This is a genomic window from Calditrichota bacterium, assembly GCA_014359355.1.
Lineage (GTDB): Bacteria > Zhuqueibacterota > Zhuqueibacteria > JANLFK01 > Oleimicrobiaceae > Oleimicrobium.
The window spans coordinates 1-12,653 of sequence record JACIZP010000112.1; the positions used below are offsets into that span (position 1 = coordinate 1).

Annotated in this window: 9 protein-coding genes; all 9 read left to right on the top strand. The window is 63.2% G+C overall.

Annotated features, from left to right (window positions below):
- On the top strand, positions 1-1,222 hold a 1,222-nt coding region (locus H5U38_04685; GenBank protein MBC7186318.1), incomplete at its 5' end, for a peptidyl-prolyl cis-trans isomerase.
- Positions 1,223-1,467: 245 nt separating this feature from the next.
- Positions 1,468-2,433, top strand: a complete 966-nt coding sequence (locus H5U38_04690; protein MBC7186319.1) for a hypothetical protein — start codon at positions 1,468-1,470, stop codon at positions 2,431-2,433.
- Positions 2,434-2,506: 73 nt separating this feature from the next.
- The gene (locus tag H5U38_04695) at positions 2,507-4,324 is read left to right on the top strand and encodes a hypothetical protein (GenBank protein ID MBC7186320.1); all 1,818 of its coding nucleotides are present in this window, start codon (positions 2,507-2,509) and stop codon (positions 4,322-4,324) included.
- 19 nt (positions 4,325-4,343) lie between these two features.
- Positions 4,344-5,573, top strand: coding sequence for a serpin family protein (locus H5U38_04700; GenBank protein ID MBC7186321.1), 1,230 nt, complete (start codon positions 4,344-4,346; stop codon positions 5,571-5,573).
- Between the two features lie 49 nt (positions 5,574-5,622).
- On the top strand, positions 5,623-6,303 hold the full coding sequence (locus tag H5U38_04705; protein ID MBC7186322.1) for a hypothetical protein: 681 nt from the start codon (positions 5,623-5,625) through the stop codon (positions 6,301-6,303).
- A 41-nt stretch (positions 6,304-6,344) separates the two neighbouring features.
- Positions 6,345-6,785, top strand: coding sequence for a hypothetical protein (locus H5U38_04710; GenBank protein ID MBC7186323.1), 441 nt, complete (start codon positions 6,345-6,347; stop codon positions 6,783-6,785).
- A gap of 339 nt (positions 6,786-7,124) precedes the next feature.
- Entirely contained in the window at positions 7,125-9,884 is a 2,760-nt protein-coding gene (locus H5U38_04715) for a DUF3160 domain-containing protein (protein MBC7186324.1), read from the top strand.
- A 10-nt stretch (positions 9,885-9,894) separates the two neighbouring features.
- A complete protein-coding gene (locus H5U38_04720; protein ID MBC7186325.1) occupies positions 9,895-12,054 on the top strand; it encodes a hypothetical protein in 2,160 nt (719 codons plus the stop codon).
- A 130-nt stretch (positions 12,055-12,184) separates the two neighbouring features.
- Positions 12,185-12,653: hypothetical protein (locus tag H5U38_04725; GenBank protein MBC7186326.1), on the top strand; the 469-nt coding region annotated here is incomplete at its 3' end.

A 12,653-nucleotide genomic window follows, 5' to 3' on the forward strand; every position in this document is an offset into this window, starting at 1 on the left:
CGAGCGGATCGCCATGCGTCTGGAGTGGGTGCGCCGGCAGGCCATGAGGGAGCAGCTCTACCGCAAGAAGGTGAAGGAGCAGGTACAGGTCAGTGAGGCCGAGCTGCGGCAGGCCTTTGTGCGGCGCCATACCACGCTACAGCTTCGCCACTTGGTGGCCCCCAGCGAAGAGGAAGCCTGGCGGCTGCGCAGCCGACTTGCAGCCGGCGAGTCATTCGAGGCCGTGGCTGGCGAACTGCCCCCGCCCCCTGGCATGGTTGCCCAATCGGGCAGACCGATTGCCTGCCGCTGGGGAGAGTTGGACCCAGACTTTGAAGCTGCGGCGTACGAGTTGAAGGTGGGGGAACTGTCCGCACCGGTCAAGACTGCGTGGGGCCATCACATCATCCGCCTCGAGGATGTGAGCAGGGACGGTATCCTCACCGAGGATGACTTTCAGGCGGAAAGACGCAGCTTGGAGCGCATCATCCGGGCCCGCAAGGAGGACAAACTGGCGCGCGACTACGCAGCGGGGCTTCTGCGAGGAGTGCAGGCGCGGGTCAACGGCGAGCTCTTCGCCTATTTGGTGAATACGGCGCGTGCAGCACTCAAAGACTCCGCTGGGCAATTGCCAGGACAGCTCCCCGTGCTCCAGGACGAGGAAATTGGGAGCATTGCCTCCGCCTTGCACGAGCGCATGGACCAGGTCTTCGTCTCCATGGGGGAACGGCAGTGGACCTTGCGCGACTTTCTGCGCCTGGTGCAAGCCATGCCCCTGGACCAGCGTCCGCACATGCATCGCCCTAACCGTTTCCGGCAAGAGCTCCAGGACCTGATTCGCGATGAGTTCCTGGCCGACCAGGCGGCAAGAGAAGGCATGGCAAAGCAGCCAGAGGTGAAGGCGGAGGTGGAGCGCTGGCGCCGCATATTGCTGGCGGCGCGCATGCGCAGCCTGCTCACCGACACGGTCAGTCTGAACGACCAGGAGCTCCGACGCTACTATGCGCAGCGGCAAGAGCGCTACCGCCTCACTACACCCCTTGAACAGCTTACCCCGCAAGCAGCGGACCTGCTGCGCGAGGACGCCTTGCGCGCCAAGGCCGACAGCGTTGTTGCCTCCTTCGTTGCGCAACTGCGCGCACGCGCTAAGATCCGAGAGAATCCGGATGCCTATCAACGCGCCTTTGCTGAGGTGGGCGGACACCAGGCGGCGTTCATCAAAGTGATGCCGGTGAAGCCGTGACGACCGACGAACAGGGCACCGGCCCCTTACTGGCGTTGCTTGCACGGGTGGGCCGCGGGCCGGACGCGCAAGGTCACGCCGGGGCGACGGAAAACTGAGGGCTTCCTCAGAAATCTGTGAACGCAGAGCGACCTCGCAGCTATTCTGCCTCCACTCTGCGCACGCTACGATGGCCCATGGCCCCGCGGATGGTGGCACAGGGCTTGCAAAACTCGGCCTGACGGGGGAGGAGAAAGGAGGCCGACATGCGTGCACGTGCGTTGTTTCTGTTCTCTGTAGGGTGGGCTGCCCTGGTGCCACTGGCCTTCGCCCAGGGGCCGCCAGATCGCGGCCAGGTGAAGCTCGGTAACCTACCGAACCTACTTGCGGGTGCCTCCAGACCGGCCCGTCTGTTTGCGCTTCCCACTAGTGCTGTGCTCCGTTCCTTCGAGGTCTCCCTTTCGGCGGGCAGCTCTTACGGTGTGGCCAATGGCGGCGGGACCGTGGCGCGCGCCTCCTTCGGCTTAGGCGGGGTCGCCGAGGTTGAGTTCTCTTCGGCAGAGGTGGCCAACCAGATGAGCGGGCAGACCACCCGCCTACCCACGCGAGCCTTCAAGATGGGCTTGACGCCGGAGTGGCTGCGTGGCCGCTGGTACGTCCCCGATGTAGCCCTGCAGTTGTGCACGTCCAACTGGGGCGAGTTGATGCGGCGCGGCGACTATGTCGCTCCGGACAGCAGGCGCATGGATGCTCAGGGGTGGCGCCTCACCACTGCGGCGCTGGAGAGCCGTGCCACCACCCTCTACCTCGTCTTAGGCAAACAAGGGGCAGTGGCCGGTGTCCATGTGGGCCTCTGCCTGGCCGATGTGCGCACGCGCCGCGGCATCCAGTGGCTCTACAACGAGGCAACCTACACCACCACTGCTGTGGAGATCCCGGAACTGCAGAAAAACATCCTCGGTCCGGCTGGCGGACTTACGGTAGCCATGAATCCCCGCACGCATCTCATGGTGGAAGCGGGCCCAGTCCCCGAGATCCGCTACCTGGTGGAAGAACGCGCAGTTGCGGTGCGCCGCGTGTGGCGAGCCGTTGGCGGCGTGCGGTTCTTTCTGGGCTCCTGGCTGAGCTGGGACACCGGCGTGCGCTACCAGAGCAACTTTGCCGGCATTGCCGACGCCAGGATTGAGATGAGCCTCAACATGATCCTCCCCTTGAGGCGTACCCGTGCTTAGAGAGCGGACGAAACGAGCGCCGCACAAGTCCATGAGACGAACTGCTGCTGGCATGAAGCACAGGAGACAAGTAGTGAGACGCAGAAGCCTTTGCTTCATGGCGGTTATGGTGGTGCTTGCCACGGCCCAGGCGCGCGCCCAGTACTGGGGCGAACGGGTGCTGGAAAAGTCCTTCGAGCAGACAGAGTTCTTCTTTCTGCCCAACCATGTCCTCCCGTATGGCCTCGGCGCCTTCAGAACGGTGGTCCCGGGCCTCATGGACGAGCCGCTCTTGAACGCAGCGGTTAATCCCGCCTACCTGTGCCGCGCTGACCTGCAGCGACCGTACCTCTACCTGGACTTTCGCAACACCAAGGTGGTCGAGGAAGGACAGGGGTACGTCTGGCCTGGCGTTTACGTGGAGGGGCGGGCGGCCAGCGAGTTCGTGCCGCCTTATCCCTGCTTCTACATGCAGACGCGCCGACTGGCCGAGCCGGTATTCTCCGGCGCGGTGCTAGCGCAACCATTCGGCAAAAAGCTCTCCCTGGGCCTCACCTATCAGGCATTGCTGCAGGACCAGGCCTACTACAGTATCCCGCAGGACATCTACCGCGCGCGGGTAGGCTTAGACTATGCCGGAAACAGCGTGGCGCGCGCCGAGGACATTCCGGTTGTTGACCGTTACCGGGGAACGGACGAAATGCACGAGGCGGGCCACTTTCTTGCTGCTCTTGCCGGCTACAAGCTCTCCCCCCGCCTCCATCTGGGGGCGAAGGTGAATCGCACGCTCTTCAAACGCCAGGGCTCCTTCGGTTCGCAGAACCTGGGGGAGGTAGCGCCCCACAGTGGCCAGTCCCTATGGCGCACCAGCGAGGAGCGCACGCAAGACTATGACCACTGGGAAATGGCAGGTGGGGTCTCCTGGGGCGCGAGCAAAAAGGTCGAGATAGGAGCGACGGCGGGATATCTGTGGGGCGACGCTCTGCAGTCGCTCACCAGGAGCGATAGCTCGTGCTGGTACTACAAGAGTCAGGGATCCCGCGATTCCAGTCGCTATGTCCAGGGTGCTGCCACACAGCAGGATTGGGATCACCGGGGAAAGACCACCTACGGCGCCGTTACCCTGTGGGCCGAGCTCAGTCCCACGCACCAACTCGTGGGCTACTACATGTACCTCTCGCAGCGCACGGATATCGCGGTGAGCTCCTTGGCCCGCGACACCTCGTTCAGCGCCTACTTTTCCAGCTGGAACGGAGAGTGGTACCAGGGCCACGGGGAATCGGCCTTGTCCGACGTGCGCAGCGGAGTGGGCGAGGGGCCTGTCAAGCTGCACCGCCTGGCCGCAGCCCTGCGCTGGCAGCTGGAGAAGCAGATGCGCCTGCACCTGGGCGTGCAATTCGAGAACAAGCGCAGGAGCATCGTCACCAGCGAGGGTGTGCTCGGCAGTCGCCACAGCAGCTTTAGCCATGGGGGGAGCAACTCCCCCCAGTGGCACTCCTACGGTCGCGTTGATGAGGACAAGACCTTGCACTGGGACTTTCAGGTGCGCGAGACGGCAGTGCGGATTCCGGTGGTGCTCACCTGGCAGCCAGCCAAACGCGTGGAACTGCTCCTCGGCCTCAACCGTTCCATGAAGCAGTGGGAGATCACGGACGTGACCACGGCGATCTTCGCCTTTCGCGAGGTCACCGAAGACACCGTGACATCACGCAAGACCAACTTCGGTGAGCGCTACACGGATCCGCGCGAGAAACGGAGCGAAGTGCAGACTACCTTCCTGGCCGGGGTGACGGTGAGGCCCTCTGCCCGCTTTGGCGCGCGTCTGCTGGCGGTGCCCCACTATGCCTCCACACCAGCGGGCATGACGCTGCGCGAGATGCAGTGGTGGCTGGCCCTTACGCTCACGATGTAGGTTGCAGGAGGGAGACGATATGATCAGGCATCGAGCCATGAGCATGCTGTGGGTGGCAGCACTCCTTGTTGTCCACTGCACGCGCGACTTTTCCGTGGAGCCGGTGCAATCACAGGTGCGTGAGCTCACACCGCTGGAAAAGCACCTCACCGAGGCGGACAACCGCTGCGGGCTGAAGCTCTTTGCCGAGCTGGCAAAGGAGGAATCGGGCAAGAACGTATTCATCTCACCGCTGAGCGTGGCTCTGGCGCTTGGCATGGCCTACAACGGAGCCGCGGGCACCACCGAGGCGGCGCTGCGCCATACCCTCGAGTTTGGGGAGCTCTCGGGCGAGGAGATAAACTCCTCATTTCAGAGCCTTCTCAGCCTGCTGAGCCAACTCGATCCCTCAGTGACGATGCAGATCGCCAACTCGGTCTGGTACCGCTTGGGATTCTCCGTAGAGCAGGAGTTCGTGCGCCTCAACCAGACCTACCTCAACGCCGAGGTGCGGGGCTTGGACTTTGACTCCCCTACTGCGCCGGGAACTATCAACGCCTGGGTCAATGATAAGACCCATGGGCGGATTTCCTCCATCGTTGACCGCATCGACCCACTGACCATGCTCTACCTCATCAACGCCATCTACTTCAAAGGGACGTGGACGCGAAAGTTCGACCCCGACCTCACCCGAGATGACCAGTTCACCGCCGCAGATGGCGCGCTGGTGCCATGTCGCATGATGGCCCAAGAGGGCGAGTTCTCTTACTTTGAGGACGAGGAAGTGCAGGCCGTGGACCTCCCCTATGGCAACCGCATGTTCAGCATGGTCGTGGTGTTGCCGAAGGGCGGTGTCTCGCTGCAGGCGCTGAGCGGTACACTCGATGCCGAGCGCTGGAACCAATGGATGGGGCGCTTCGCCACGCGCAAGGGGAGCCTGCAGATGCCCAAGTTCAAGCTTGCGTACGAAGCAAGCCTGAAACGAGCACTGGCGGCCTTGGGCATGGCGGAGGCCTTCTCAGATACGGCCAATTTCACGCGCATCAACCCACGGGGAGGGCTGTACATCAGCGAGGTGAAGCACAAGAGCTTTGTTGAGGTGGACGAGAAAGGGACCGAGGCAGCGGCGGTGACCGCAGTGGTGATTGGGGTAACGAGCGTTGACCCGAGCTTCTTCGTCATGCGCGTCGACCGGCCCTTCCTCTTTGCCATCCGCGAGCGCCACTCCGGTGCGATTCTCTTCATCGGCAGGATTCTGACTCTGGCCTGACAGAGGCTTGTGGCTCACAAGGCCGCAAGAGCGCGGTCGGAGGTGCGGGATGAAACTTGCATACGCGCGGCTTGTCTGGTGCGCAATCTTCTGCTCGACGGGGGTGGTATGGGCCCAGGTGGGTCCGTACTTCGTACCAGCCCTGCCCTATGAAGGCCGCCAACCGCCTGGACGGAGCATGGGCGGGATCTCTCCGGTGTGGGCAGATGAAGTGCCCTCGGTCCTTAGCAATCCTGCCAGTATTGCCGGCATCGAACGGGTCACCGTGGCGATGGCTGGCCAGGTCGCTTTCCCTTCGCTCTCGTATCGCAAGGCGACAAGCGGCCGGTCTGCAGACCCGACTTTTGCGCAGTGGCTTGGGCCCAGCTTCTTAGGGGCGGCGATTCCGTTGCGCGTTCTTGGACAGCGCATGGCGATGAGTGCCACCTACGATGGCCCACTCGTTCCGGAATGGGACGGCACCCATGCGCCCACTAAGACTGGGGTGGCAAGGGACGGTTCAGCCTCCTCGGTCTCCTTGGGTGCGGCCCTGTTACTCACCCGCAGGGTGGCCGTTGGTGCTGGCGTTACCAGGTGGTTTGGGGGGCCGCGCTGGGAGTTGTCCTATCCTGCAAGCGAACAGACAGGCGTTGTCAGGCAGCACTACCGGGGACCGGGCTGCGCCTCGGCGTGCAGAAGCGCGGGCCGGGTCTTGCGGTCGGGATTGTCTTCCACCTGCCGCACCGCCTGATGACTGGCGAGGGACGTGCTACGCCGCGGTGGCGGCCAGAGGTGGAGTACCTGCACGGCCAGGACTTCCCGGGAGGAGTGGACTTTGGCCTGGGGTACGCGAAGAGGGATCGCTTTGCGGTGGCAGCCAGCGCCATGCTGCAAAGGGCGGCGACTTTCCGGATGCGCAGCGGTTCCTGGCGGAGTGAGACGAGGGTGAGCGGAGCCGGGAAAATCTCCGCAGCGGTGCAGTACGACTTCAGTCTTGACAATGTCCACATTCCTGCGTACATTTCATATGGCATAGTGCGCATGCCGAAGGCGCAGGGGATGGACCCCCCGGAATTCCTGCAGATGACCCGCACCGACGATGACCTCCTGGTTTACGAATTGACCCTGGGCGCCTCGGCAAGAATGAAGAGGTGGGGGCTCCACCTCAGGGCGCAGTGGCACCGGAGCTCCTTTGCGGTGGTCGAGCACCTGCTGCCCCCTCCAGAGTCCTGAGTGATGGTGGAGACCTCAAGGTTTGAGGTCAGGCGCAATCAACTCGGTGTGAGCTTTGGGGTGTCGCGTATCCTCTAAGCGGAGCCCCAGCGCCCTGTCGCAGCCGCTGGCTCTTGGACCGGACGGTCGCCACCAGGCACAAAGAGGGCAGTGGTCTCCATAGCCGTTCGCGATCCATGCGGTGCGAGCTGGCCACGAGTGGGCATGAGACCTGAACTCTTGGCCGCGCTATCGGGCACGTCTTTCTCCTCCCGGCGGCGCGGCTCGGCAAGTCTTTGCCCAAAAGGGGAAGGCGGCCCGCGCTGCGATTTTCGAAACAAGACTGGGGAGGATGATTCCATGCGGAATCGCTGGTTTTGCGCCGTCGTGCTGGCGGTGACGGCCATGCTGGCCCTCGCCGCGGCAACACGAGCCCAGATGCTCGCCGACATCACCGCGCCAGTGCAGACAGAGTTCGGCATCTACCGGCCCTACCCGGTGGCCGCGGCGCCGGCCATCCCACCGTACACGCTGGCACCCGACTTGAGCAATGTTGGCAACTTCTCCCGCTTTACCTTCTCCGATGAGGAGCTTGCCTTGCTGCGACAGAACCAGTTTGTGGTCACTCCTCGCCGCCTGACCGCGGGCGGCACAGGTTACAAGGAAATCTATGACCTGTACAACGAGTGCCGCGAACAGGGGATTCCCATCTTGGTCACGGCTGACGCCATGCTCCACACTTTCCATCTCTGCTTCGACTATATCCTCAAGACCTGTGAGGAGCGGCGTTTCTTTGGTGAGCTCAACGAGCTCCTGGCTGCGCTTCTGGCCCAGGCAACACGCGACTACCAGAGCGCCACTCTCCCTCTTGCCCGACAGGCCGCCGCCCTCAACCTCAACTACTTGATTGTGGCCACGGCCTTGCTGGACACGACCTTTGCCAAGGACGACAACGTGCTCCCGCCCGAGGCACGGCTCTACGATGAGGAGCTCGAGCTCATCTACCATCCGCCCGGTGTCACCCAGTGGCCCACGCCGCTGTTTGGCCCTTTCTACCTGGAAGACTACACGCAATACAAGCCACGTGGCCACTACACCAAGAGCGATTCCCTGAAACACTATTTCCGCGCCATGATGTGGTTGGGGCGAATGACCTTCTCCCGCGCTGAAGCGGACAAGACCCTCGGCGCGCTCCTGCTCACCCGTTCGCTCAGGAACTTGGCGATTGGTTCCAGGCAGGCGCGAGAGGTGTGGGAGGACATCTATCTGCCCACGGTCTTTCTTGTGGGCAAGAGCGATGACATCAATTTCTACCAGTACGACTCCCTGGCAGCGGTGGCCTACGGGCCGCAGTACACGGCCTTGGACGTGGATGCGTTGGCCGACACCGCGGGTCTCGGTCCCTTTATGCGGCTGGCGCAGAAACTGCCGGGCCCAAAAATCGTCAGCGGCGATCTGATTCCCAAGGGGTTCCGCCTGATGGGACAGCGCTTCATCCCTGACTCCTGGGTAATGGACCAGTTGGTATACCGCGAGTTACCCAGCCGCGTCTGGCCCCGTGGACTGGACGTCATGACGGTGCTTGGCTCGGAGCGCGCCTACGCTCTCTTGGAGCATGATCGCCGAACATTCTGCGGGTACGAAACGCGCTTGAACGAGCTACGCGCCGAGTTTGCCGCCTATCCACCTACCACCTGGGCGCAGAACGTCTACTGGAACTGGCTCTATTGCCTGATGCCGCTGCTCTTCCCCAAGGGGGAGGGTTTTCCCGCGTTCATGCAGTCGCTTGCCTGGGTGGACAAAGAGCTGTTTGCCGCCCTGGCCTCCTGGGCCGAGCTGCGCCATGACACCATCCTGTACGCCAAGCAGAGCGGCACCGAGACGGGGACGCGCCCACTGAACGCGCTGGAGCAGGGCTACGTGGAACCAAATCCCTGGCTCTATGCCCGGTTGGCGGCCTTGGCCAGCTACCTAAGGGCCGGGCTCGAGGCACGCGGCCTCCTGTTTGAAAACTTCCGCCCCTCCTTGGAGAGCTTGGAGGACCTGCTCCTGCAGTTGAAAGGGATCGCAGAAAAGGAGCTGTCTGCACAATCCCTGACTCTCGACGAGCATCGGCTCATCTGCAATATCGGCGAGACTATCGAAAGCATCGTCAAGTTCTCCCTGTGGCCAGGAGGAGGGCCGGGTCTGGGAGACGAGGACGAAATGCCGGTGATTGCCGATGTGCACACCGACCACAACACCGGTCGATTCCTTGAGGTGGGCGTTGGCTATCCTTACGCCATCTACGCCATTTGCCCGGTGGAGGGCGAGTTGAAGATTGCCAAGGGTGTGGGATTTGCCTACTACGAGTTTATCTCCACGGAACGGCTGACCGACGAACAGTGGCGGGAGATGTTGCAAAAGGGCCAGCAGCCGCCCCATCCGGAGTGGTCGGTCTCATTTGTGGCTGAGGCCGGGTGGGCCAACAGCACCCCGATGGCCTACTCCCCGCACAAGTCGGGCATGGTGGCCCTCATGGTGGCGGTCAACCCGGACAGTGTAGCAGCCGGTGGCACAGTGGAGGTCAGCATCCAGCCCAACTTCGGCTACCCCCGCCTGAGCGGAGCAGAGGTTGCGGCCCTGACCGGGGACGGCACCGTGCTGATGACGGTGCGTGCCAGTGGGCAGGGCGACGCATATGTCGCCGCCATCCCCACCGCGGGCTTTCCGCCTGGGCGAATCTGGGTGAGCGTGGTGGCCACCCTGCCCGGCGGCTGGGAGATGCCGGACACGCTCCGCTACCGCACCAGCTTTGTGGTGCGCGGGACGCAAGGAGTCGAAGGGGACAGGCAGAGCCCTACAGGTTTCGCCTTGCTCCCCGGCTACCCGAATCCCACGCCGGGGCCGACTTTACTGCGCTACGCAATGCCGGCACCGCAGGAAGTGGAAGTGGTGGTGTTCGACCTCAAGGGGAGGAGGGTGCGCACGCTGGCCCTTGGCCCCCAGACTGCAGGCGAGCATGTGGCCGTTTGGGACGGGCAGGATGATGTGGGGCGGGCAGTGCCTGCAGGGATCTATGTGGCGCGTCTCCGAGCGGGGACGCAAACGGCGTGGCAGAAGATAATTGTCACTCGCTGAACAGGAGCACATGAAGAGAGGTGAAGTCATGGCGAGTGCGTCCAATCTGGAGTTCGACTTTGTCTACCTGGCGCGTCTTACCCAGGCGGGGCTGAAGCCGCTCAGCAGATGGGAAAAGCCGCTTGCGCCGGAGGGGCATCGTCTTCTTCGCCGCTTGCACCTGCGCACGGCGACTGCCGAACGGCTCCTGCAGAACGGCGGCCGCACTACGGAACTGCTTTTCGCGCGCGATGAGTTCCCTATCCGCATCTACGTGGAACGCTTCGCCGGCCGCCCCATCAGCAAGTCCGCTGAGGAACAGCGCGCCGAAGGATTCCTTTTCGGCTATCCGCCTTGCTGCGTGGAGTCCTTCATCCGCAACGGCTATCAACCCAACGGCCTGGCGGAGGACGAACAGCGACTGTTCTTCCATTGGGCTTGTGGGAGTTGCGCGGTCACCCCGCTGCTGGTGCCGCACTACCGGGCGGTGTTTGAGGAGTGCCAGCGGGAGTTCCGTTCCCAAGGCGGGACCGCCCGCAATTGGCCAAGGTTGCCGAGCTTGGCGGCGGCTGCGGCAATGGTGGCCGCTCTTTCCGCCGGCGCCGTGGACCGCCTGTTGGCCCAGGACGCCCACTGGCTGCCCCTTGCTCCAGGCCTGGACCGCAACGGCAACTACCTGCTCGACCGGGTGGAGGAAGGGCTCCTCGGCCTCGCCGCCGACACCACGGCCAGCAGCCTGGCGCGCACGGTGATGCAAAAGATCGCTACTCTCCCCCAGGGCCACACGCCTGGAGGGATTTACATTGAGCACTTTCCGCAGTGGGGACTGGAAAAGTGCAGCATCTGCGGTGCTGATGTGAACATGGGCTTTGTGGTGATTAGCAATGACCAGCTCAAGGAGACCATTACTCTGCCGTACGTGGCGCTCCACTACCTGGAGCACGGGAGCCTTTCCTTTTCCGGAGAGCTGCACCAGGGACGCGTGCACCTGCTGCGCCTGCTGCGGGTTCTGGCCCTCTCGGACCGAGTCCACCTCCTGCAGGTTGAGTCTGCCGCTGATGAGGACGATGATGGGCTGCTGGACGCCGCCGAGGCCCGCCTCGGCTTCTTGCCGCAGGTGGCTGACACTGACAGCAATGGCGTGGTTGACGGCTTGGAAGTGAGCTTAGATTGGGCTGCGGAAATCAATGCGTTGCCCATCGTGTGCAGCTGCGCGCCACCTGTGGATCGTGTCTACCGCATCGAGCACCAAGCCAAAGGCTTAGAGACCTGCGCCATCTGCGGGGAGCTGGTCAACATGGGCTACGTGGAGATTGTCAACCCGATGGAGCGGTTCGTGGTGGAGATGCCGTACATCGCGCTGCACTACTTGGAGCATGGCAGCTTTGCCTACGAAGGGGACGTGCATGGTCGCGGGCTGGAGGAGCCGCGCACCATCGACTGCGTGCTCCATTCGCCCGGCGGCTACCACCAGCAGCCTATTGCTGGGGATGCCGATGGCGACGGCCTGCGGGATGACGAAGAGGCGGTGCTCGGCACCAACCCCGCTGCGCGGGACAGCGATGGGGACGGAAGCCCAGACGGCGCCGCACTTGCCTGGCGACTGCAGCAGGCGTTGCAGGGTCTTCCCACCGAACCGCGGCCTGATGGCCCCTACCTGCGCCATTTCATGCAGCGCGGGGTGGAGCAGTGCGCCGTGTGCGGTCAGTGGGTCAACATGGGCTTCGCCAGGTTAGTGAACCCCGCCCTCAGCGATTCACTGGACATCCCATACATTGCGGTGCATGCGCTGGAGCACGGTGCCTTCAGTTATGACGGGAGCCTGCACGGGGTAGGCCGCCTGGACCCGCTGCGCTTGGCCGCGCTGCTTGATCTGCAGACCGAGGTGCCCCAGCCGACAGCCGCGGCGCCGCAGGGATTTCATCTCTTTGCCGCGCAGCCGAATCCGTTCCGTAGTTACACCCAGGTCTCCTATCAGCTCGGCGCGGGGTCCGTGGTGAGGCTGGAGGTCTATAACTTGTTGGGTCAGAAGGTCAGGGGGCTGGTGGCCGAGTGGAAATCAGAAGGCACCCACCACGTGAACTGGGACGGCCTGGACGACGTGGGACGCCCCGTCCCTGGAGGCATCTACCTCTGCCGGTTACAGGCGGGCACGTGGAGCAGCGTGCAGAAAGTTACGCTGCTACGCTGATACGTATCGCTTGAGAATCCCAGTGACTTGTCAGGGCTCCCTCTGGCAAACCGGAGGCACCATGTTACGCAATGGAGCTCCTCTGCTGCTTATCCTGGTCCTCTCTCTGGCGAGGATGGGAGGCGAGGCGATGGCACAGTGGTTCGTCGCGCTGGCCGAATCTCCCAACGACGACCGGCACCCGTATTTTTGTAGGAGTTCTTGGGGTGCGGTGGATAGCATTCTTTGGCTTGCTTACGATGCGGAAGTGGAGCCCGGGAACGCCGAAATATTCGTTCGTGCCCTTTACTGCAGGGAGAGTGCGTGGCGCGAGCCGCTGCGTCTCACCTTCGATCCCGCGACGGATCAGAATCCGGTTGTCGAGTTGGTGGCAGATTCCGCGGTCATCGTGTGGGAAAGCAATCGACGCGGCAATTGGGATCTCATGTACGCGACCCATGGGCAGGCAGGGTGGTCCGCTGCCGAGTTTGTGACCACCGACTCTGCCGACGAGAGGGAGCCAGCGTTGGCGTCCTCCTTCTGGTGGTCTTCTGGCCGGTGGCTCTCAAGAGTGCTTCTGGTCTACTCCCGAGGAGGTGTGCTCTTCATTGCGGCCTTTG

Excerpts from the sequence above, each read along its gene's own strand:
- H5U38_04720 (MBC7186325.1), top strand. The coding sequence starts at position 9,895 with ATGAAGAGAGGTGAAGTCATGGCGAGTGCGTCCAATCTGGAGTTCGAC.
- H5U38_04705 (MBC7186322.1), top strand. The coding sequence starts at position 5,623 with ATGAAACTTGCATACGCGCGGCTTGTCTGGTGCGCAATCTTCTGCTCG.
- H5U38_04700 (MBC7186321.1), top strand. The coding sequence starts at position 4,344 with ATGATCAGGCATCGAGCCATGAGCATGCTGTGGGTGGCAGCACTCCTT.
- H5U38_04715 (MBC7186324.1), top strand. The coding sequence starts at position 7,125 with ATGCGGAATCGCTGGTTTTGCGCCGTCGTGCTGGCGGTGACGGCCATG.
- H5U38_04690 (MBC7186319.1), top strand. The coding sequence starts at position 1,468 with ATGCGTGCACGTGCGTTGTTTCTGTTCTCTGTAGGGTGGGCTGCCCTG.